The sequence below is a fragment of the Pseudomonas chlororaphis subsp. aurantiaca genome (genome assembly GCF_013466605.1).
In the GTDB taxonomy this organism is placed as follows: domain Bacteria; phylum Pseudomonadota; class Gammaproteobacteria; order Pseudomonadales; family Pseudomonadaceae; genus Aquipseudomonas; species Aquipseudomonas chlororaphis_I.
The window spans coordinates 440,682-462,463 of the sequence record NZ_CP059162.1 but is presented as its reverse complement, the minus strand read 5'-3'; the positions used below and the strand labels follow the sequence as shown (position 1 = coordinate 462,463).

Below are 21,782 nucleotides of genomic sequence, written 5' to 3'. Positions count from 1 at the left end.
GACCACCCTCGGGGCTGCTGCGCAGCCCATCGCAGCCTCGTGCCTCGTCAGCGGCTACAGGCATGGTCGTTACAGGCTCGGCAGCAACTTGGCCGGCAGCAGCTCATTCAGGCAACGGGACGCCAGCAGTTCGCTCGCGGCGTTGATGTCCGGGGCGAAGAAGCGGTCCTTCTCGTAGAACGGCACTTTGCTACGCAGGGTAGCGCGGGCCTTTTCCAGCTTGGTCGAGGTCTTCAGGCCGTCACGCAGGTCCAGGCCCTGGCAGGCCGCCAGCCATTCCACGGCGAGGATGCCACGGGTGTTTTCGGCCATTTCCCACAGGCGCTTGCCAGCGGCGGGCGCCATGGAAACATGGTCTTCCTGGTTGGCGGAAGTCGGCAGGCTGTCCACCGAGTGCGGATGGGACAGCGCCTTGTTTTCGCTGGCCAGGGCCGCGGCGGTCACCTGGGCGATCATGAAGCCGGAGTTGACCCCGCCATTGGCCACCAGGAACGGCGGCAGTTGGGACATATGCTTGTCCATCATCAGCGAGATGCGGCGTTCGCTCAGGGAACCGATTTCGGCGATGGCCAGGGCCATGTTGTCGGCGGCCATGGCCACCGGCTCGGCGTGGAAGTTGCCACCGGAGATCACGTCGCCCTCGGCGGCGAACACCAGCGGGTTATCCGACACGGCGTTGGCTTCGATCACCAGCACCTCGGCGGCCTGGCGGAACTGGGTCAGGCAGGCGCCCATGACCTGTGGCTGGCAGCGCAGGGAGTACGGGTCCTGCACCTTGTCGCAGTTCTGGTGCGACTTGGAGACTTCGCTGCTGTCGCCCAGCAGGTCGCGGTAAGCCGCGGCGGCATCGATCTGGCCTTTCTGGCCACGGGCGGCATGAATCCGCGCATCGAACGGCGAACGCGAGCCCAGCACTGCCTCGACGGTCAGGCCGCCACAGGCCAGGGCGCCGGCGAACAGGTCTTCGCCTTCGAACAGGCCGCGCAGGGCAAAAGCGGTGGACACCTGGGTGCCGTTGAGCAGCGCCAGGCCTTCCTTGGCCGCCAGGGTCAGCGGCTTGAGGCCGGCCACGCTCAGGGCTTCGGTGGCGTTCAGCCATTGGCCTTTGTAACGGGCCTTGCCTTCACCCAGCAGCACCAGGGACATGTGCGCCAGCGGCGCGAGGTCGCCGGAAGCGCCCACCGAGCCCTTGAGCGGGATATGCGGATAGACCTCGGCGTTGACCAGGGCGATCAGCGCGTCGATCACCTGGCGGCGGATACCGGAAAAACCACGGCTCAGGCTGTTGACCTTGAGCACCATGATCAGGCGCACCAAGGCGTCGCTGATCGGCTCGCCGACACCGGCGGCATGGGACAGCACCAGGGAGCGCTGGAGGTTTTCCAGGTCTGCGCTGGCGATACGGGTCGAGGCCAGCAGGCCGAAACCGGTGTTGATGCCGTAGGCGGTGCGGTTCTCGGCGAGGATCTGCTCGACGCAGGCGACGCTGGCGTCGATCTGCTTCGATGCACTGTCATCGAGGCTGAGGGTTACCGGCTGTTGGTAGACGGCACGCAGCTGGGCCAGGGTCAGTTGGCCGGGAATCAGATTTAGCGCAGTCACATTTATGCTCCTTTTGAGAGTTTGTTATTAACTACCAGTCGCTCCGGAAGCTTCCGTTGTCCGTCGCAGCCCGCCTTTGGTGAGCGAGTGGCGCCTTGGCACGCTGGTTTTTCGTGGAAACCGTTGTCGTGGAAAATCCTGTTCTTGCAGGGCGTCGCTCAGCACACGCCCGGTAAAACCTCCTGCAGCAAGGCTGGAGCCTTGAGCAGCGCCGCCGTGCTGGCGATGTCCGGGGCCAGCCAGCGGTCCTGGTCATAGGCCGCAACCCGCTGGCGCAGCAGCTTCCAGGCCGCATCGGTGCCGGCACCGAAACGCTGTTCCTTGAGAAACTCGAAGGCCTGGGCCGCCAGCAGGTATTCGATGGCGAGGATCTGGGTGCAGTTTTCCAGCACGCGGGAAAGCTTCAGCGCGGCATTGGTGCCCAGGCTCAGGTGGTCTTCCTGCAGGCCGGAGGTGACGTAGTTGTCCAGCACCGCCGGTTGCGCCAGCTGGCGGTTCTCCGCGCACAGCGAGGCAGCGACGTACTGGACGATCATCATTCCGGAGTTGACCCCGGGGTTGCTCACCAGGAACGCCGGCAAACCGCTGACATGGGGGTTGATCAAGCGATCCAGGCGCCGCTCGGCGATCGAGCCGATCTCGGCCATGGCGATCGCCAGCAGGTCCGCCGCCAACGCCACCGACTGGCCGTGGGGGTTGGCCTGGGACATCACCCGGTAGTTGTCCGGAGTGCCCAGCACCATCGGGTTATCGGTGACGGAGTTGAGTTCGGTTTCGACCTGTTGCGTCGCGTGCGCCAACTGATCGCGGGCGGCGCCGTGAACCTGCGGGATGGAGCGGATACTCAGGGCATCCTGGGTGCGGATGCCTTTGCTGGCGGCAATCACTTCGCTGCCGTCGAGCAAGGCGCGCAGGTTGATGCCGACCTGCTGCATGCCCGGGTGCGGCTTGAGCGCGATGATCTCGGCATCGAACGCAGCGATCTGCCCGCGCTGCGCCTCGAAGCTCATGGCGCCGATCACGTCGGCCCATTGCAGCAGGCGCGTGGCATCGGCCAGGGCCAGGCAGCTCAGGCCGGTCATGCACGGCGTACCGTTGACCAGGCACAGACCGTCCTTGGCCCCCAGTTGCACCGGCTGCAGGCCTTCCGCCGCCAGCGCCTGCTCGGCCGATACGACCTGCCCGCGATAGCTGACCTGGCCGACACCGAGCAAGGCGATGCTGATATGGGCCATGTGGGTCAAATAACCCACCGAACCCTGGGACGGCACCTGCGGGGTGATACCGCGATTGAGCAGGGCCAGCAGCGCCTCGACCACCCGGCGATGCAGGCCGGACTTGCCGTGGCTGTAGTTGACGATGGCAGCGCAGATGATCGCCCGGGTCTGCTCGTCGGCCAGCGGCGCACCCACGCCACAGGCATGGCTGAGCAAGGTGTTGCGCGACAGCTGGCTGAGCTGTTCGTCCTGCAGCGAAACGTTGCACAGCGCGCCCAGGCCGGTATTGATGCCATAGGCGCGTTCGCCGCTGGCGACGATGCGCTGGACGATGGCCTGGGCATTCTCGATGCGCGCCCAGGCCTGGGCCGACAGCTCGAGCTGCGCGCCATGCCGGGCTACGGCGACCACATCCTGCCAACGCAACCGGGCGTCGGCGATAACGATTTTTTCAGCCTGCGACATCTTCGACCTCACGGGTACCACCTGAACATTGATGCAGCTTTACCGCCGCCTTCGCGGGCAAGCCTCGCTCCTACGGAGGAAGAGACCCGCCGCAAGCCTTTAAACCACCGCCGCGCGCCGCTGCACGAAACGGTCGACATACTCGTCCGCCGGCGAATGCAGGATCTCTTTCGGCGTGCCGACCTGGATCAGCCGGCCATCCTTGAGGATCGCGATGCGGTTGCCGATGCGCACGGCCTCGTCGAGGTCGTGGGTAATGAAGACGATGGTCTTGTGCAGGGTCTTTTGCAGCTCCAGCAACTGGTCCTGCATCTCGGCGCGGATCAGCGGGTCGAGAGCACTGAAGGCCTCGTCCATCAGGATGATGTCGGTGTCCGCCGCCAGGGCGCGGGCCAGGCCGACGCGCTGGCGCATGCCGCCGGACAACTGGTGCGGGTACTTGGCCTCGTAGCCCTTGAGGCCCACGGTATTGATCCAGTGCAGCGCGCGCTCGGCGCAGACTTCCTTGCTCTCGCCACGCACCTTGAGACCGTAGGCGACGTTTTCCTGCACGGTCTTGTGCGGCAGCAGGCCGAAGCTCTGGAACACCATGCTGATCTTGTGCCGGCGAAATTCGCGCAGGGCATCCATGTCGTATTGCAGGATGTCCACGCCGTCCACCAGGATCGCGCCGCTGGTCGGGTCGATCAGGCGGTTGAAGTGGCGCACCAGGGTCGACTTGCCGGAACCGGACAGGCCCATGATCACGAAGATCTCGCCGGTGCCGATGCTCAGCGACAGGTCGTTGACCCCGACCACGCAGCCGGTCTCGGCCAGCACCTGGTCTTTGGTCTTGTTCTGGCGAATCATGTTCAGCGCGTCGGCCGAACGGTTGCCGAAAATCTTGAAGACATTCTTGACTTCGATCTTGCTCACGGTTGCGTTGTTCATTTGCTCACCTCATGGCGTGGACGACCATAGGCTTGGGTAATACGGTCGATGACCACGGCCAGAATCACGATCGCCAGTCCGGCTTCCAGGCCACGGCCGACGTTGAGGGTCTGGATCCCCACCAGCACGTCTTCGCCCAGGCCACGGGCACCGATCATCGAGGCGATTACCACCATCGACAGGGCCATCATGGTGGTCTGGTTGATCCCGGCCATGATGCTCGGCAGGGCCAGCGGCAGTTGCACGCCGAACAGTTGCTGCCAGCGGTTGGCACCGAAGGCGTTGATCGCTTCCATGACCTCGCCGTCGACCTGGCGGATGCCCAGGTCGGTCAGGCGGATCAACGGCGGCGCGGCATAGATCACGGTGGCGAAGATCGCCGGCACCTTGCCCAGGCCGAACAGCATCAGCACCGGGATCAGGTACACGAAGCTCGGCATGGTCTGCATTATGTCCAAGAGCGGCATCAGCACCGAACGCAGGCGATTGCTGCGCGCCGAGAGAATGCCCAGGGGAATGCCGATCAGCACCGAAATGAAGGTCGCCACCAGCATCAGGGCCAGGGTCTGCATCAGCTTGTCCCACAGGCCGACCGCGCCCACCAGGAACAGCAGGCCGACGATCACCGCGGTGGTCACCAGCTTGCGGGTCGAATGCCAGGCGATGCCGCCGACGATCGCCAGCATCAGCCACCAGGGCGCCAGGCGCAGCAGGCCTTCGAGGTTGACGATGGCCCACAGCAGGGTGTCGGAGATGTGGCGGAACACATCGCCGTAGTTGGTTACCAGCGAATCGACCCAACCGTTGACCCAGTCGGCGATGGAAAACGTGAAGCTTTCAGGAAACATAGAGAGATTCTCGATCAAGTGGGTTGCGGCAAGGCTCCCGGCTACCGTTCAGGCAGCCGGAAAGGCTCTACCTACAAGGCCGCGTCGATTTTCTTGGCTGCGTCGTCGCTCACCCATGCGTGCCAGACTTCAGGATGTTCCTTGAGAAAGATTTTCGCCAGTTTCGGCGATTCGATACGTTCCTTCGCCATGCGGCCCAGGTTCTGGTTCAGCAGGTCGATCGGCAGGTTGACCTTTTCCAGCACGGCCACCAGCTCAGGCGCTTCCTCGTGGAAGGTCTTGGACAGGCCGACCTTGATGGTCACGCTCTTGTCCACGCCCGGCTTCTCTTCCAGCTTCACCAGGTCGACCTGGCCCATCAGCGGGGTTGGCGACCAGTAGTAGAACAGGATCGGTTCGCCACGCTTGTAGCTCGACAGCACTGCGGCATCCAGCGCCGGGCCGGTGCCTGGGCGGAAGTTGGTGTAGCTGCTTTCCAGGCCGTAGCTTTTCAGCATCTCGCTGTTGTCCAGCTCGCAGGTCCAGCCGGCCGGGCAGTTGTAGAAACGACCCTTGCTCGGCTCTTCCGGGTCCTTGAACACGGCGGAATACTTGGCCAGGTCGGCGATGTTCTTCAGGTCCGGGGCCTTGGCTTCCAGCTTGCGCTTGGCATCGCCTTCGATCACGTAGCGCGGCACGTACCAGCCTTCGATGGCGCCCACGACCGGGGCGCCGACGCCGACCACCTTGCCGGCCTTCTCGGCCTTGTTCCAGACCTCGCTGCGGCCGACCCACTCCTCGGCGAAAACCTGGATGTCATTGCTGCTCAGGGCGTTCTCCATGGTGATGGAGTTGCCTGGCAGGCTGTCGGTCTTGCAGCCGTAGCCTTTTTCCAGGACCACTTGCAGCACGTCGGTCAGCAACATGCCGCTTTCCCAGTTCAGGCCGGCGAATTTCACCGGTTTGCCGGACTCGCACCAGCCGGCCGCCTGGGTAGCGCCGGCACTGGCCAGCAGGCCCATGGAAAGCAAAGTGGTCAGCAGGGTCTTATTCATTTTCATTGTGTGACGCTCCCAATCATTGAAATGGATTACGGCAGTCAAAAGGCATCCAGCCCGTCCACGTCCAATCAGGTCTAGACCGCAGTAGCGCGGCCTGCCCCACTCAGCTTTTGTTCTGTGATCGAGTCCTGCTCTACCGGCAGGATCAGGCGATCGGGTACAGCGCCATGCCATTTCTTCGCGCAGACGTAATACAGCGCCGCGGGAACCACCAGGCCGACGATCCAGGAGATATCCACCCCCCCCAGAGCCTCCACCAGCGGGCCGGTGTAGAACTTGGTGGCGATAAACGGCAGCTGTACCAGCACACCGATCACGTAGACGCTGATCCCGAGGATGTTCCAGCGGCCATAGCGACCGTTCGGATCGGCCAGCGCCGGCACGTCATAGTGCTCGCGGGTGATGCAGTAGTAGTCCACCAGGTTGACCGCGCTCCACGGGGTGAAGAAGGCCAGCAGGAAGAGGATGAAAGACTTGAACGCACCGAGGAACGAGTGTTGGCCGAGCAACGCGATCAGGGTCGCGGTACCGACGATGACCAGCACGAACGCCAGGCGTTGCAGGCGCGTCACTTCCAGGTGGCCACGGAAGCCACTGATGATGGTGGCGATGCACATGAAGCTGCCGTAGGAGTTCAGCGTCGAGATGGTGACCTTGCCGAAGGCGATGCTGAAGTACAGCAGCGCGGCGGTGGCACCGCTGCCGCCCAGGCCGACGATGTAGGCCACTTCGTGACCGGCGAACTGCCCGTCGGCCATGGCCGCGGCGAACACGCCGAGGATCATCGCCACCTGCGCGCCGATCACCGAACCTGCGCCAGCGGCGAGGAAGGTTTTCACCGAGGAGGTCTTGCTCGGCAGGTAGCGCGAATAGTCCGCCACATAGGGGCCGAAGGCGATCTGCCAGGACGCAGCGAGCGACACCGCGAGCAGGAAGCTGCTCCAGCTGAAGTGGCGGATTTCCAGGAGCGCGCCAACGTCGGTCTGACTCATCAGGCGACTGAACAGGTAAACGAAGGCGATCACGCCAATGACGCTGGCGGCGCGACCGATGAAATGGATCACCCGGTAGCCGAGCACCGTGACCAGCACGATGACGCTGGCGAAGATCAGGATCCCGACGCTGTCGCTGACGCCGAACAGCTGGCCCAGCGCCTGGCCGGAAAGCACGGTGCCGGTAGCCGTGAAGCCCAGGTACATCAGGCAGACCAGGACGATCGGGATGGCCGCGCCGTAGACGCCGAACTGTACCCGGCTGGAGATCATCTGCGGCAGGCCGAGCTTGGGCCCCTGCGCCGCGTGCAACGCCATCACGCCGCCGCCCAGCAGTTGACCGATGAGCAGGCCGATCAGCGACCAGAACACATCGCCGCCCAGCACCACCGCCAGAGCGCCAGTGACGATGGCGGTGATCTGCAGGTTAGCCCCCAACCACAGGGTGAACTGGCTGTAGAGCTTGCCGTGGCGTTCGACCTCGGGGATGTAGTTGATCGAGCGCCGTTCGATCAGGGGTTTGGAGCTATCGCTGGCCGTGGACATCGTTATTGTTCTCCCGGGAGATTCTTGTCATGTCAAAGCTCTGCTACATGGACCGAGCCGCCGCACTACAGCGTGCGACGGCTTCTTCCCTGATCCTGGCGGCAATCCGCCGGGAGCTTACTTGCCAGTGATCATCGGCAGGTTCAGGCCCTGTTCCTTGGCGCAGTCGATGGCGATCTGGTAACCGGCATCGGCGTGACGCATGACACCGGTACCCGGGTCGTTATGCAGCACACGGGCGATACGCTCGGCCGCCTCGTCGGTACCGTCGCAGACGATCACCATCCCCGAGTGCTGGGAGAAGCCCATGCCAACGCCGCCGCCGTGGTGCAGGGAAACCCAGGTCGCGCCGCTGGCGGTGTTCAGCAGGGCGTTGAGCAGCGGCCAGTCGGACACGGCGTCGGAACCGTCCTGCATCGATTCGGTTTCGCGGTTCGGGCTGGATACCGAGCCGGAGTCCAGGTGGTCGCGACCGATGACGATCGGCGCCGACAGCTCGCCGCTGCGTACCATTTCGTTGAACGCCAGGCCGAGCTTGGCGCGCAGGCCCAGGCCAACCCAGCAGATACGCGCCGGCAGGCCCTGGAAGCTGATGCGCTCGCGCGCCATGTCCAGCCAGTTGTGCAGGTGAGCGTCGTCCGGGATCAGTTCCTTGACCTTGGCGTCGGTCTTGTAGATGTCCTGCGGATCGCCCGACAGCGCGGCCCAGCGGAACGGACCAATGCCGCGGCAGAACAGCGGACGGATATAGGCCGGTACGAAGCCTGGGAAGTCGAAGGCATTCTCGACGCCTTCTTCCTGGGCCATCTGACGGATGTTGTTGCCGTAGTCGAAGGTCGGGATGCCCTGTTTCTGGAAGTCGAGCATGGCCTTGACGTGCACAGCCATCGATTGCTTGGCCGCCTTGACCACCGCCGCCGGCTCGGTCTTGGCGCGCTCGCGGTACTGCTCCCAGGTCCAGCCGGCCGGCAGGTAGCCGTTGAGCGGGTCGTGGGCGCTGGTCTGGTCGGTGACCATGTCCGGACGCACGCCGCGACGGACCATCTCCGGAAGGATTTCAGCCGCGTTGCCGCACAGGGCGATGGAGATCGCCTTGCCTTCGGCGGTGTACTTGGCGATACGCGCCAGGGCGTCGTCGAGGTCTTTGGCCTGCTCGTCGACATAACGGGTCTTGAGGCGGAAATCGATGCTGCTCTGCTGGCATTCGATGTTCAGCGAGCAGGCGCCGGCCAGGGTCGCGGCCAGAGGCTGGGCGCCACCCATGCCGCCGAGGCCGGCGGTCAGGACCCAGCGGCCCTTGAGGTCATCGTTGTAGTGCTGGCGACCGGCTTCGACGAAGGTTTCGTAGGTGCCCTGGACGATGCCCTGGCTGCCGATATAGATCCAGCTGCCGGCGGTCATCTGGCCATACATGGCCAGGCCCTTGGCATCCAGTTCGTTGAAGTGTTCCCAGGTGGCCCAGTGCGGTACCAGGTTGGAGTTGGCGATCAGCACGCGCGGTGCGTTGCTGTGGGTCTTGAATACGCCGACCGGCTTGCCGGATTGCACCAGCAGGGTCTCGTCGTCATTCAGGTTGGTCAGGCTCTCGACGATCTTGTCGTAGCACTCCCAGTTGCGCGCGGCGCGGCCGATGCCACCGTAGACCACCAGTTCTTTCGGGTTCTCGGCGACTTCCGGATCGAGGTTGTTCATCAGCATGCGCAGCGGCGCTTCTGTCAACCAGCTCTTGGCGGTCAGCTTGTTGCCGCGGGCAGCGCGAATTTCGACGTTCCGGTATTTCGTAGGTTTATTCTCAGTCACGAAAAAACTCCTCAGCGATCAATCCAAACCAACCCAGGCAGTGGGCGAGCGTGCCTGCGCACAGGGCGCTGCGCAGCAAGCGAATCAGGGGACGCTGCGAAGAGTCTTCAGCGACTCATACGCATACGTCTTTACTTGTACATACAAGCATATGCAATCGAGCGGCCAACTCGTTGAATGCACCTTCAAGAAAATCTCTGGAAATGCTGGAGAAGCCCCTGGATCAAGGGTTTCAGCGTCGATTATTTTTTCGCGGGGAATGTGGGGAGAGATGTGAGAGCTGTTACTTCGGCTGAGCTTTGCGCCACGCTGGGGCGTTCGGTAACAAATTGGTGCGCGAGGGAAACAACATCAGGGAGGGAGAGAAACAGAGAGATTTGTAGCCGCTGCCGAAGGCCGCGATCGGCTCCGAAGGAGACGCGCTCTTGCAGGCCGCGAAAAGCTCTTCGCGTCTTATCGCAGCCTGCGGCAGCGGCTACAGGTCAGATGGCCGTCAGTTCGATCACGCAGCAAGCGCCGCTGATGCTGACTTCCCGCAGGCCGGGGTTATCGAGCAGTTGCAGGCAGTCATGGCGCTCCAGCAAGGCGGCGACACCGCCACCCAGGTCGGCGCGCATTTGGTCGGCCACGCTGAATACCAGCACCGTACTGGCCTGGGTAAAGAAGCGCTGACCACCCTGCAGCCATTGCAAGCGAGCGCTGTAGCGATCCGGCGCGTAGATCAGGTTGAAGTCGCGAATCGGCCCGTCGATCAGGGTGCAGGCGACCTGGCTGGCACCACTGAAGGCAAAGGGGTCCAGCGGCAACAGCGCACGACTGTCCTGGCCGTCCACCGTCAGGGTCATGCCCGCGCCTTGCAGCACGGTAATGATGCGCTGGTAGCCGGCGAAGCTGGAAAAGCCGCCGGACTCGCCGATATCGGCGATCGACAGCCGCCAGCCAAAACCTTCCAGGCCGACGCCGGCGTCCCGGGTGATCTCTTCGGTGCTGCCGCCGCCGTTTTTCCACGGCATGCGCGGGTAGTTGGCCGCGCGCAAAACGTTCAACTGAGTCATTGATGCCCCTTACTTATGAAACCGCCCTTCCAGGCTGTGACGAGAACCCGGGTGGATCAGGCGCGCGGCGGTCACCGGCTGGCGGCCGGACCAGGTCCGGCGGCGAATCAGCAGGCACGGCTCGCCGCGCTCGATCTGCAGCAACTTGCATTCTTCCGGCTCGGCCAGAATCGCCTCGACCACGTGCTCGCCCTCGGTCAGCGGCGCGACCTGGTTCAGGTAAGCGTATGGGGTCTGCAGGGTGAAGTCCTGCTTGAGGTAGTCCGGCGCCACCAGCGCGTTGACGAAGCGGTCCTCGATCTGCACCGGGATATCGTTCTCGAAATGCACGATCAGCGAGTGGAAGACCTTCTGCCCTTCGCGCATTTCCAGGGCCACGGCGCGCTCGGAACCGGCCGCCTCCTCACCCAGGGTGATGACTTTGCAGGTGTGGCGATGGCCGCGCGAGGCGATCTCGTCGGCGATGTTGTGCACCTCGAACAAGGCCGACTGGCTCTTGGGTTCGGCGACGAAAGTCCCCACGCCCTGCATGCGCACCAGCATGCCTTCGGCGGTCATCTCGCGCAGCGCGCGGTTGATGGTCATGCGGCTGAAACCCAGCTGGCTGACCAGCTCGCTTTCCGAGGGTACACGGTAGTGCGGCGGCCAGTTTCCACTCTCGATCTGCTGAGTGATCATCTGCTTGACGCGGGCGTACAGGGGCGCCGGACTATCGCCCAGATGGGCGGCCAGCGGGGAGTTGGCGGGCGGAGTCGGCACGGGAAATCCTTGTTTGTCGAATAAAGTGACTAGCTTGCCGGAGTTTACCGAGCAGGCAAACGTCTGTATATGTATATACAAATAACACACGACGGGGTGCTTGAACCATGTCCGCCTTCTTTGCCGAACGCGCACTGCTGCCTAACGGATGGGCCAACAACGTACGTCTCGAGGTCAGCGCCGACGGCCTGTTGACCCACATCCAGGCCGATGCCCGCGCAGAAGGCGCCGAACGGCTACAGGGCCCGCTGCTGCCGGGCATGCCCAACCTGCACTCCCACGCTTTCCAGCGGGCGATGGCCGGGCTGGCGGAAGTGGCCGGCAACCCCAATGACAGCTTCTGGACCTGGCGCGACCTGATGTATCGCCTGGTGGGCAAGATCAGCCCGGACCAGCTGGGCATCATCGCCCGTCAGCTGTACATCGAAATGCTCAAGGCCGGTTACACCTCGGTCGCCGAATTCCACTACGTGCATCACGACACCAGCGGCCAGCCCTACGCCGACCCGGCCGAGCTGTCGCTGCGTATCAGCCAGGCCGCCAGCGCCGCCGGCATCGGCCTGACCCTGCTGCCGGTGCTGTACAGCCACTCCGGTTTCGGCGGCCAGGCACCCAATGAAGGCCAGCGCCGCTTCATCAACAGCACGGAAAACTACCTCAAGCTGCAAAGTCGCCTGCAACCGCTGCTGGCCCGGCAACCGGCCCAGCAGTTGGGGTTGTGTTTCCACTCGTTGCGCGCGGTTACCCCACAGCAGATCAGCGAGGTGCTGGCCGCCAGCGACAAGCAGTGCCCGGTGCATATCCACATCGCCGAGCAACAGAAGGAAGTCGACGACTGCCTGACCTGGAGCGGACGCCGGCCACTGCAATGGCTGTATGAAAACTCCGAGGTCGATCAGCGCTGGTGCCTGGTCCACGCCACCCACGCCAATGCCGACGAAGTCAGCCTCATGGCGCAAAGCCGGGCGATTGCCGGCCTGTGCCTGACCACCGAGGCCAACCTCGGCGACGGGATTTTCCCGGCGGTGGATTTCCTCGCCCAGGGCGGGCGCATGGGCATCGGTTCCGACAGCCATGTATCGCTGAGCGTGGTGGAGGAATTGCGCTGGGCGGAATATGGCCAGCGTCTGCGCGATCAACGCCGCAACCGCCTGTATCGCACCGACCAGCCGATGGTTGGCCGGACCTTGTACGACGCCGCGCTGGACGGCGGCGCCCAGGCCCTGGGGCAGCCGATCGGTGCTCTGGAAGTAGGCAAGCGCGCCGACTGGCTGGTGCTCGACGGCAACGATCCTTACCTGGCCACCGCCGAGGGCGACAGCATTCTCAACCGCTGGCTGTTCGCCGGCGGTGATCGTCAGGTACGCGACGTGCTGGTCAACGGTCAGTGGGTGGTGCGCGACGGACGTCACGCAGGCGAGGAAGAAAGCAGTCGGGCCTTTGCCCGGGTGCTGCGCGACCTGCTCGGCTGAAGCCCGTCACCGCGGGAGCCGGCTTGCTGGCTCCCGCATGGATTCACTTCGAGGTCTTGGCCATCGCCGAGTCCGACACGCGCCAGATCAGGCGGGTGGTGTCATAGCCTTGCTGACGCGCCCGGCTCAGCAGGTCCTCGCGAACCGCCTCGCTGACATTCGGCCGGCGCGATAACAGCCACAGGTATCGACGATCCGGGTTACCGACAATGGCGGTCTTGTAGTCGTCGCTCACGTACAGTACCCAGTAGTCGCCCTTGGCCAGGCCCGGTATCAAGCGGGAAAACCAGGTATCGAACTCGACCCACAGCTTGTCGGTTTTATCCGGCGCCTGCGGCGTTGCCGTGCCCCGCACCTCTTCCCACTGCCAGTCGGCGGTCAGGCAGCGGTTGAGTACCGCCATATTGCCTTCGGGCAGCAGGGTGTAGCGGGCTTCGGATTGCGCGCAATGGCGCTGGAAATACATCGGCAAACGCGCCAACTCGTACCAGGTCCCTTGGTAACGCTTGAGATCGACGTGATTAGCGGTCTTGGGCGCCAGCGAATCGTCCCGGGAAGTGGCGCAGCCGGCCAACAACAGACCGGCCAGAAGAGTGACTAGCAAACGCATCATTATTTTTCTCCCGTGGGCACGCGGCCCCGGTTCTTTTTTACTTCAGGCCTTGCCCGGAAAACATCAGCACTTTGTCACCGGCATACTGCACGCTGATAAAGCTGTTCTTGTCGCCCCAGGTGCAGCTGGACATGCCCAGCGCGCCGGAACAGTCGGTCGGTTTGCCCAGCAGTTTTTCAACTTCGGCCTTGGGCATGCCGGCCGACAGCTTGGAATAGTTTTCCTGATTGACCTTGCCGCATGCAGCCAACAGCACGCAGAACGACAACAGAGCGAGAGAACGCAGGGACATGGTGAAACTCCTGGGCGGACGGGGGGATGGCATGCTGCCAACCAGAAGCTTAGAAGAGAAAAGCCCCATCTGGTTCCCCAGCCAGACGGCTATTTATTGTGACGCAGCGCCCAGCATTCCTCCCGAATCAACCACTTTGCGACGGCCCAAGACATTTCGTCGGACAGGCTTCGACGCCCCTCATCTTTACTGATGGCCAGTCGACATAAAAGCAGCGCAAAAGCCGCCGTTATGGCAAATTGACGCCCCCTCGCTGACCACCCTCTCGCGGTAGTTCACTTAATGACCAGAAACATGAAATTCAGCCATAAGATCCTGCTTGCCGCCGCTCTTGTGGTCGCCGTTGCGTTCGCCTGTTTTATCCTGTTCAACGACTATCGACAGCGCGAGGCCCTGCGCAGCAGCAACGAATCCTCCATGCAGGAACTCGGCAGCCTGACCAGCAGCAACATCCAGACCTGGCTGGAAAGCCGCATCCAGTTGCTGCACACCCTGGCCCAGCAGATCGCCGTGGACGGCAGCGGCGCCGACGACCTGAAACGCAGCGTCGGCCTCCCCGCCTACGCCAGCAACTTCCAGCTCAGCTACTTCGGCGGCCAGGACGGCGCGATGTTCTCGGTCCCGGCGGGCAACCGCGCGCCTGACTACGACCCACGCACCCGCGGCTGGTACAAGGCGGCCAGCGCGGCCCAGCAGACCATCGTCACCGAACCCTACATCGCCGCCTCTTCCGGCAAGCTGGTGATCACCATCGCCACCCCGGTCCAGCACCAGGGCAGCTTCATCGGCGTCGCCGGGGCGGACATCGACCTGTCCAACGTCAGCGCCATCATCAACTCGCTGAACTTCGGCGGTCATGGCCAGGCGTTCATCGTCAGCGCCGGCGGCAAGATCCTGATCCACCCGGACAGCAAGCTGGTGCTCAAGAACCTCAGCGACGCCTACCCCAATGGTGCCCCTCAGGTCAGCCTGGGCCTGAAGGAAGTCGAGCTGGACGGCAAGACTCAGTTCATCTCCTTCACCCGGGTCAACGGCGTGCCAGCGGCGGATTGGTACGTGGCGCTGGTGCTGGACAAGGACACCGCGTTCTCGATGCTCAGCGAATTCCGCACCTCGGCCATCATCGCCATGCTCATTGCCGTGGTGATCATCATCAGCCTGCTGGGCATGTTGATCCGCGTGCTGATGCAGCCGCTGCACCTGATGGGCCGCGCCATGCACGACATCGCCGAGGGCGAAGGCGACCTGACCAAGCGCCTGACCATCCATGGCCACGACGAGTTCGGCACCCTGGGCGCGTCGTTCAACCGCTTCGTCGAACGGGTTCACGGCTCGATCCGCGAAGTCGCCTCGGCCACCGGCCAGGTCAACGAGGTCGCCCTGCGGGTGGTCAGCGCCTCGAACTCGTCGATGCTCAACTCCGACCAGCAGGCCTCGCGCACCAGCAGCGTCGCCGCGGCCATCAACCAGCTCGGCGCCGCCGCCCAGGAAATCGCCCAGAACGCCGCCCTGGCGTCGCAACACTCCAGCGATGCGCGCAACCTGGCCAGCGAAGGCCAGGCCGTGGTGGACCAGACCATCGCCGCCATGCAGCAGCTGTCGGCGAAGATCAGCGACTCCTGCGGCAACATCGAGACGCTGAACAGCAACACGGTGAACATCGGGCAGATCCTCGAAGTCATCACCAGCATCTCCCAGCAGACCAACCTGCTGGCCCTCAACGCCGCCATCGAAGCGGCGCGGGCGGGTGAGGCCGGGCGCGGTTTCGCGGTGGTCGCCGACGAGGTGCGCAACCTCGCCCACCGCACCCAGGACTCGGCGCAGCAAGTGCAGAAGATGATCGAGGAACTGCAGGTCGGCGCCCGCCAGGCGGTGAACACCATGACCGAAAGCCAGCGCGAGAGCGCAAGCAGCGTCGGCATCGCCAACCAGGCCGGTCAGCGCCTGGGCAGCGTGACCCAGCGCATCGGCGAGATCGACGGCATGAACCAGTCCGTGGCCACCGCCACCGAGGAACAGACCGCCGTGGTCGAGTCGATCAACGTCGACATCACCGAGATCAACACCCTGAACCAGGAAGGCGTGGAAAACCTGCAATCGACCCTGCGCGCCTGCGCCGACCTGGAGCAGCAAGCGGCGCGGTTGACGCATCTGGTGGGCAGCTTCCGGATTTAACGATCGGCAACACTCAACTCGTCTGGGACGACGCACACAGGACTGAATAAAGACTAAACTCAGTCCTGCTTCCCCAGACGAGATGCTCCCATGAAGCTTTCCTCTCAGATCAAACCGATCAGCTACCTGAAAAGCCACACCGCCGAGATCGTCAAGACCATCACCGAAAGCCGTGAGCCCATGGTCATTACCCAGAATGGCGAGGCAAAACTGGTGGTCATGGATGTGAAAAGCTTCGAGCAACAGGAAGAAACCATGGCGCTGCTGAAGATCCTCGCCCTCGGCAATCGCGAGATCGATGAAGGCCAATTCCGCGATGCGGAGGACGTGTTCGCCGACCTGGACCAGGCCGATCAGCCGTGACGTTCAAGGTGGTGCTTCTGCATTCGGCGGAAACCGACCTCATCGAGTTGCGCACCTACCTCACCCAGCGGTTCTCCACCCCGACCTGGCAAAGCAGCTACAGCAGCCTGAAACAGGCCATTCGCCAACTGGCCACCCTGCCCTATGCCGGGGTGATTCCCGAAGAACTCGAACAACTGCATATCGGCCACTACCGGCAGGTACTCTCGGGAATGAATCGAATCATCTATGAAGTACGGGACGCCACCGTCTACATCCATGTCATCGCCGACACCCGCCGGGACCTGCAAAGCTTGCTGATGAAGCGGTTGCTGCGAGCCAGGCGTTAAGGTTTTGAGGCCCTATCGCTGGCAATCGAGCGTCGACCGGCCGCTCCTATAGATGCGCGCATGCGTCCGTAGGAGCAAGGCTTGCCCGCGATAGCTTTTGATACCGCTCAGCAGATTTAGAAGCTGGAACCCGGTTCGCGCAGGAATGCCAGTTCCTCCGGCGTCGATTCACGCCCGAGAATCCGGTTGCGATGAGGGAAGCGCCCGAAGCGGGCGATGATTTTCCGATGCCGTTCGGCGTAGTCCAGCTGGTCGGCGAACACCGGTCGATCTTCCGGCGGCTGTTCGTCGTGCAACGCGGCGAACCGGGAGATTGCTTCGTTCTGCACCGCCAGGTTCTCGCAATGCTCGAACACCAGGTAGATGAAGCTGCGCTGCGTCGCGGGCAGTTGCCGGTCGAAATCCGCGGCGATGCCCTGGGCCACCAGCGCCTGGGCACGCAGGTCGCCGGCAAAGCTCTTGGGGGTTTCGCGATACAGCATGCGCGGTAGCTGGTCGAGCAGCAGCACCAGGGCCAGCCAGCCTTGCGGGCGTTGCGCCCACTCGGTCAATCCGTCGGCCAAGGCCTGCTCCACCAGATCCCCGAAACGCTCGCGCGCCTCGAGGTCCTGGCTGTCGCGCTTGCCAAACCACAGCTTGCCCTTTTCAGCGACGATGTCCGCAGGTTTCTCGGCAGAGCCGAACCACCAGTCGAGCAGGGGCTGCCAGGGCGCGGCCATGATTTATTCCTTGTGGTAGGCGGTGACGCGGGCGACTTCTTCCTTCGAGCCGAGGAACACCGCTACGCGCTGGTGCAGGCCTTCAGGCTGGATGTCGAGAATGCGCTGGTGGCCATCGGTGGCTGCGCCGCCCGCCTGTTCAACCAGGAACGACATCGGGTTGGCTTCGTACATCAGGCGCAGTTTGCCCGGCTTCGATGGCTCGCGGCTGTCGCGTGGGTACATGAACACGCCACCACGGGTCAGGATGCGGTGCACGTCGGCGACCATCGCGGCGACCCAGCGCATGTTGAAGTTCTTCTTCAGCGGACCCTCCTCGCCGGCCATCAGCTCGCTCACGTAGCGCGCGACCGGCGCTTCCCAGTGACGCTGGTTGGACATGTTGATGGCGAATTCCTGGGTGCTCTCAGGAATGGTCAGGTCTTCGTGGGTCAGCACGAAGCTGCCCATTTCACGGTCCAGGGTAAAGCCCTTGACGCCATCGCCCAGGGTCAGCACCAGCATGGTCTGCGGGCCGTAGATGGCATAGCCGGCGGCTACCTGCTGGGTGCCTGGTTGCAGGAAGGCCTTTTCGTTCAGGGCTTCGTTCTGGCTCAGGTGCTCGTTCGGGCAACGCAGCACGGAGAAGATGGTGCCGACCGGCGCGTTGATGTCGATGTTGGACGAACCGTCCAGTGGGTCGAACACCAGCAGGTAGGCGCCTTTCGGGTATTTGCCCGGGATCTGGTAGGCGTTGTCCATTTCCTCGGACGCCATGCCGGCCAGGTGGCCGCCCCATTCGTTGGCTTCGAGCAGGATCTCGTTGGAGAGCACGTCGAGCTTCTTCTGCACTTCGCCTTGGACGTTTTCAGTGCCCATGCTGCCCAGGACCCCGCCGAGGGCGCCTTTGGACACGGCGTGGCTGATCTCCTTGCAGGCACGCGCCACCACTTCGATCAGGAAGCGCAGATCGGCAGGAGTGTTGTTGCTGCGGGTCTGCTCAATCAAATAGCGACTCAGGGTAACGCGGGACATGGAAGGCTCCGGAGGAATGGGGGGCTAAAAAACCCGCGCAGTTTAACGCGAGTCGGGGTGCATTTCCTCCTATGAGACGAGATCCGCCACAGAGAGTTCATGCATGGGGTCGAGCGTAGCCCGAAATCCGCCCCGTAGCCGCTGGCGCAGGCTGCGCCCTTGCGACACTACGGGGCCGATGAACAGCCTATTCCAGAGCCTTCCAGATCTCCGTGGCGTACTCGCGAATGGTCCGGTCCGAAGAGAACCAGCCCATGCGCGCGCAGTTGAGCACCGCCGAATGCCACCAATGATTGCTGTCGCGCCAGCGCTCCTCGACATGCAGCTGGGCATTCCAGTAGGAATCGAAATCGGCGCACACGTGGAAGCGGTCATAGTCGACCAGCGAATCGATAAGGCCGGTATAGCGGGCCGGATCGTCCGGCGAGAACACTCCGCCACGAATCGCCTGCAGCACATCGTTGAGACGATGGGAGGCGGCGATGTCCGGCACCGCGCTGAACTCGCCGTTGCGTTTGCGCGCCTCCACCTGCTGGGCGCTGAGGCCGAAGATGAACATGTGCTCGGCGCCGACCCGCTCGCACATCTCGACGTTGGCGCCGTCCAGGGTGCCGATGGTCAGGGCGCCGTTGAGGCCGAATTTCATGTTGCTGGTGCCCGAGGCCTCGAAGCCGGCAGTGGAAATCTGCTCCGACAGGTCGGCCGCCGGGATGATGCTTTCGGCCAGGCTGACGTTGTAGTTGGGCAGGAACACCACCTTGAGCAGGCCACGCACAGTCGGATCGTTGTTCACGGTGCGGGCGATGTCGTTGCTCAGCTTGATGATCAGCTTGGCCTGGTGATAACTGGCCGCGGCCTTGCCGGCGAAGATCTTCACCCGCGGCACCCAGTCGATTTCCGGCTCGGCGCGGATGGCCTGGTACAGCGCCACCGTGTGCATCAGGTTGAGCAACTGGCGCTTGTACTCATGGATCCGTTTGACCTGCACGTCGAACAGCGCCGCCGGATTGACCGCGATGCCCAGGCGCTCATGGATGATCGCCGCCAGCGCGCGCTTGCTGTGCAGGCGCTGCTCGGCGAACTGCTTGCGAAAGGCCGACTTCTCGGCGAAGGGTTCGAGCTTGAGCAACAGCTCCTCGGGGTTGTCCAGCACCTCAGGGCCGACGGCCTCGACCAGCATCGCCGTCAGCTTGGGGTTGGCCTGGTACAGCCAGCGGCGGAAGGTGATGCCGTTGGTCTTGTTGTTGATCCGCTCCGGATACAGCTTGTGCAACTCGGAGAACACCGTGCTGCGCATCAGCTGGGTGTGCAGGCCGGACACGCCGTTGACGCTGTGGGAACCGAGAAACGCCAGGTTGCCCATGCGCACGCGACGCCCGTTGTCCTCTTCGATCAGCGACACCGCACGCAGCACGTCGAAGTCGTGAATGCCCTTGGCCCGCAGCGAATCGATGTGCTGGGCGTTGATCAGGTAAATGATCTGCATGTGCCGCGGCAGCATGCGTTCCATCAGGCCCACCGGCCAGGTTTCCAGGGCCTCGGGCAGCAGCGTGTGGTTAGTGTAGGCCAGGGTCTCGACGGTGATCTGCCAGGCCGCTTCCCAGGCGATGCCGTGCAGGTCCACCAGCTGGCGCATCAGTTCGGCCACGGCGATCGACGGGTGGGTGTCGTTGAGCTGGATCGCCGCATGCTCGCCGAGGCTGAGCACCGAGTCGTGCATGTTCTTGTGCCGGCGCAGCAAGTCCTGCAAGGACGCGGAAACGAAGAAGTACTCCTGGCGCAGGCGCAGCTCCTGGCCGGCTTCGGTGCTGTCCGCCGGGTAGAGCACCCGCGAGATACTCTCGGCGCGGGCCACCTCGGCCACCGCGCCGAGGTGGTCGCCGGCATTGAAGCGTTCCAGGTGCAGGTCTTCCATGGCTCGCGCCCGCCACAGGCGCAGGGTGTTGACGCTGGCGCCACGCCAGCCGACTACCGGCGTATCGTAAGCCACCGCGCGCACGGTTTCCGCAGGCCACCAGACTTGCCGCGTATGACCAGCCTCGTCGGTGACGGTCTCGACGCTGCCACCGAAGCCGATCGAATAGATCACTTCCGGGCGCTCGAACTCCCAGGGGTTGCCGAAGTCCAGCCAGTGCTCGGTCTGCTCCTGCTGCCAGCCATCGACTATGGCCTGGCGGAACAAGCCGTGTTCATAACGGATGCCGTAGCCGTGGCCGGCGATGCCCAGGGTCGACATGCTTTCCATGAAGCACGCCGCCAGGCGGCCGAGACCGCCATTGCCCAGCGCCGCATCCGGTTCCAGCAGGCGGATGCGTTCCATATCGACCCCAAGGTCGCTCAGCGCATCGCGCGCCACGTCCAGCAGCCCGAGGTTGCTCAGGCTGTCGTAGAGCAGGCGGCCGATGAGGAATTCCAGGGAAAGGTAATAAACGCGTTTCTGGCCTTTGCGGTAGATCTGCCGCGTGTGGTCCATCCAGTGCTCGACCATGTGATCGCGCGCCGCCAGGGCGATGGCTTCGAACCAGTCATGGTCGAAAGCGTGGTCCGGGTCTTTGCCCACCGCGTAGGTGAGTTTGGTCAGGACGGCATCGCGAAAAGCGGCCACCTCAGCGTCACGAACTTGCAGTTCCTGAGTCATGAATACGACCTCGAGCGAGATAGACAGTGAGCATGGAGTTGTCTGAGCCTAGTCGGTCTGACAGGAGCCAAAGGCTCTGGTTCGGTGCGTCTTGCAATTGCCCGAACAGAAGCGGCGTCTCCCGCGGCAGCGGGTAAAAATGATGCAGATGCCGTGCCGACCCTGCAATCCCCGTGGGCAGGCGTAAATTCCGTTAAACGGTTGTTCAGAAATCCACCAGTACCGGTATGATCGCGCGCCCTGATACACACGCTGGAAACAAGCCTGATGAAGTCCAACCTGATCGCCGCCGCGGAAATCGACCGACTCGATACCTGGGCCAAGTATTCCGCGCCCATGTGCGGCTCCTGCATGTCCAGCTGCTGCACCCTGCCGGTGGAGGTCAAGATAAAGGATCTGATCCGCATCGGCATCGTCGACGAATTCGAGCGCGGCGAGCCGGCGAAGAACATTGCCAAGCGCCTGCAGAAGGAAGGCATCGTCGAGCGCTACAACCAGAAGTCCGAGATCTTCACCCTACAGCGCATGAGTAACAACGACTGCCTGTATCTGGATCGTAAGAGCCGCCTGTGCACCATTTATGACAAGCGCCCGGACACCTGCCGCAACCACCCGAAGATCGGCCCGCGCCCGGGCTATTGCGCGTACAAGCCCAAGCCGGTCGAGCGCCCGACCAACACCAGCAGCCGGACCCTGGAACGCTTCTGAGCCCCGACCTGTAGCCCCCCCATAGCCGCTGCCGAGCCCCAGCGAGGCTGCGATCGGCTGCAAAGCAGCCGCAATACGGGCCACCGCAGGATTTCAGATCTACCGTTTTACGACCGCTACGCGGTCGATCGCAGCCTCGCAGGCTCGGCAGCGGCTACAGGATCCGAGCTTTTTCGCAGATCAAAAAAAAAACGCCCCCGGCCTT

Annotated in this window: 19 protein-coding genes and 1 pseudogene; 6 read left to right on the top strand and 14 right to left on the bottom strand. The window is 63.4% G+C overall.

The window, feature by feature from the left end; translation table 11 throughout:
* Nucleotides 1–69: 69 nt before the first annotated feature.
* The 9 genes from hutH (H0I86_RS02055) to hutC form a co-directional block, all read right to left on the bottom strand.
* A complete protein-coding gene (gene hutH, locus H0I86_RS02055) occupies nucleotides 70–1,602 on the bottom strand; it encodes a histidine ammonia-lyase (protein WP_180923768.1) in 1,533 nt (510 codons plus the stop codon).
* A 158-nt stretch (nucleotides 1,603–1,760) separates the two neighbouring features.
* A complete protein-coding gene (hutH, locus tag H0I86_RS02050; protein WP_180923766.1) occupies nucleotides 1,761–3,284 on the bottom strand; it encodes a histidine ammonia-lyase in 1,524 nt (507 codons plus the stop codon).
* Between the two features lie 99 nt (nucleotides 3,285–3,383).
* Nucleotides 3,384–4,214: a quaternary amine ABC transporter ATP-binding protein gene (locus H0I86_RS02045; RefSeq protein WP_180923764.1), complete on the bottom strand. Its 831-nt coding sequence runs from the start codon at nucleotides 4,212–4,214 to the stop codon at nucleotides 3,384–3,386.
* A complete protein-coding gene (locus H0I86_RS02040; RefSeq protein ID WP_009046564.1) occupies nucleotides 4,211–5,062 on the bottom strand; it encodes an ABC transporter permease in 852 nt (283 codons plus the stop codon). Before H0I86_RS02040 ends, H0I86_RS02045 begins: the two co-directional genes overlap by 4 nt.
* A 71-nt stretch (nucleotides 5,063–5,133) precedes the next feature.
* Nucleotides 5,134–6,102, bottom strand: a complete 969-nt coding sequence (locus H0I86_RS02035; RefSeq protein ID WP_180923763.1) for an ABC transporter substrate-binding protein — start codon at nucleotides 6,100–6,102, stop codon at nucleotides 5,134–5,136.
* A gap of 74 nt (nucleotides 6,103–6,176) precedes the next feature.
* Nucleotides 6,177–7,640 carry a purine-cytosine permease family protein gene (locus H0I86_RS02030; protein WP_180923761.1) on the bottom strand — a complete coding sequence of 488 codons (1,464 nt, stop codon included), beginning with the start codon at nucleotides 7,638–7,640 and terminating at the stop codon, nucleotides 6,177–6,179.
* A gap of 117 nt (nucleotides 7,641–7,757) precedes the next feature.
* On the bottom strand, nucleotides 7,758–9,440 hold the full coding sequence (gene hutU / locus H0I86_RS02025) for a urocanate hydratase (RefSeq protein ID WP_038582787.1): 1,683 nt from the start codon (nucleotides 9,438–9,440) through the stop codon (nucleotides 7,758–7,760).
* Nucleotides 9,441–9,922: 482 nt separating this feature from the next.
* Nucleotides 9,923–10,495 carry a HutD/Ves family protein gene (locus H0I86_RS02020; protein ID WP_180923759.1) on the bottom strand — a complete coding sequence of 191 codons (573 nt, stop codon included), beginning with the start codon at nucleotides 10,493–10,495 and terminating at the stop codon, nucleotides 9,923–9,925.
* 9 nt (nucleotides 10,496–10,504) lie between these two features.
* On the bottom strand, nucleotides 10,505–11,173 hold the full coding sequence (hutC, locus tag H0I86_RS02015; RefSeq protein ID WP_258019448.1) for a histidine utilization transcriptional repressor HutC: 669 nt from the start codon (nucleotides 11,171–11,173) through the stop codon (nucleotides 10,505–10,507).
* A 188-nt stretch (nucleotides 11,174–11,361) separates the two neighbouring features.
* Between hutC and H0I86_RS02010 the strand changes: the two genes are divergently transcribed.
* A complete protein-coding gene (locus H0I86_RS02010; RefSeq protein WP_180923755.1) occupies nucleotides 11,362–12,726 on the top strand; it encodes a formimidoylglutamate deiminase in 1,365 nt (454 codons plus the stop codon).
* 43 nt (nucleotides 12,727–12,769) lie between these two features.
* Here H0I86_RS02010 and H0I86_RS02005 read toward each other — a convergent pair whose 3' ends face one another.
* Nucleotides 12,770–13,339, bottom strand: a complete 570-nt coding sequence (locus tag H0I86_RS02005) for a lipocalin family protein (protein WP_180923754.1) — start codon at nucleotides 13,337–13,339, stop codon at nucleotides 12,770–12,772.
* A gap of 37 nt (nucleotides 13,340–13,376) precedes the next feature.
* Complete coding sequence (locus H0I86_RS02000; RefSeq protein WP_045886280.1) at nucleotides 13,377–13,631, bottom strand: lipoprotein; 255 nt, start codon at nucleotides 13,629–13,631, stop codon at nucleotides 13,377–13,379.
* A gap of 282 nt (nucleotides 13,632–13,913) precedes the next feature.
* Between H0I86_RS02000 and H0I86_RS32400 the strand changes: the two are divergent.
* The 4 genes and pseudogenes from H0I86_RS32400 to H0I86_RS01985 all read left to right on the top strand — a co-directional run.
* Nucleotides 13,914–14,900: pseudogene (locus H0I86_RS32400) on the top strand (cache domain-containing protein); the annotation flags it as partial.
* Between the two features lie 141 nt (nucleotides 14,901–15,041).
* Nucleotides 15,042–15,806 (top strand): methyl-accepting chemotaxis protein, encoded by a 765-nt coding sequence (locus tag H0I86_RS32395; protein ID WP_373369414.1) that lies wholly within the window; start codon nucleotides 15,042–15,044, stop codon nucleotides 15,804–15,806.
* 90 nt (nucleotides 15,807–15,896) lie between these two features.
* Nucleotides 15,897–16,169 carry a type II toxin-antitoxin system Phd/YefM family antitoxin gene (locus H0I86_RS01990; RefSeq protein ID WP_009046555.1) on the top strand — a complete coding sequence of 91 codons (273 nt, stop codon included), beginning with the start codon at nucleotides 15,897–15,899 and terminating at the stop codon, nucleotides 16,167–16,169.
* Nucleotides 16,166–16,498: a type II toxin-antitoxin system RelE/ParE family toxin gene (locus tag H0I86_RS01985; protein WP_180923750.1), complete on the top strand. Its 333-nt coding sequence runs from the start codon at nucleotides 16,166–16,168 to the stop codon at nucleotides 16,496–16,498. Before H0I86_RS01990 ends, H0I86_RS01985 begins: the two co-directional genes overlap by 4 nt.
* 116 nt (nucleotides 16,499–16,614) lie before the next feature.
* Here the strand turns inward: H0I86_RS01985 and H0I86_RS01980 are convergent, their stop codons facing one another.
* The 3 genes from H0I86_RS01980 to H0I86_RS01970 all read right to left on the bottom strand — a co-directional run bounded on the left by H0I86_RS01980 (nucleotide 16,615) and on the right by H0I86_RS01970 (nucleotide 20,869).
* Complete coding sequence (locus tag H0I86_RS01980) at nucleotides 16,615–17,217, bottom strand: DUF924 family protein (protein WP_124314673.1); 603 nt, start codon at nucleotides 17,215–17,217, stop codon at nucleotides 16,615–16,617.
* Between the two features lie 3 nt (nucleotides 17,218–17,220).
* Nucleotides 17,221–18,231: a class 1 fructose-bisphosphatase gene (locus H0I86_RS01975; protein ID WP_009046552.1), complete on the bottom strand. Its 1,011-nt coding sequence runs from the start codon at nucleotides 18,229–18,231 to the stop codon at nucleotides 17,221–17,223.
* Nucleotides 18,232–18,418: 187 nt separating this feature from the next.
* The gene (locus H0I86_RS01970) at nucleotides 18,419–20,869 is read right to left on the bottom strand and encodes a glycogen/starch/alpha-glucan phosphorylase (RefSeq protein WP_180923748.1); all 2,451 of its coding nucleotides are present in this window, start codon (nucleotides 20,867–20,869) and stop codon (nucleotides 18,419–18,421) included.
* Nucleotides 20,870–21,133: 264 nt separating this feature from the next.
* Between H0I86_RS01970 and H0I86_RS01965 the strand changes: the two genes are divergently transcribed.
* Nucleotides 21,134–21,577 (top strand): YkgJ family cysteine cluster protein, encoded by a 444-nt coding sequence (locus H0I86_RS01965; protein WP_023970087.1) that lies wholly within the window; start codon nucleotides 21,134–21,136, stop codon nucleotides 21,575–21,577.
* Nucleotides 21,578–21,782 lie beyond the last annotated feature (205 nt).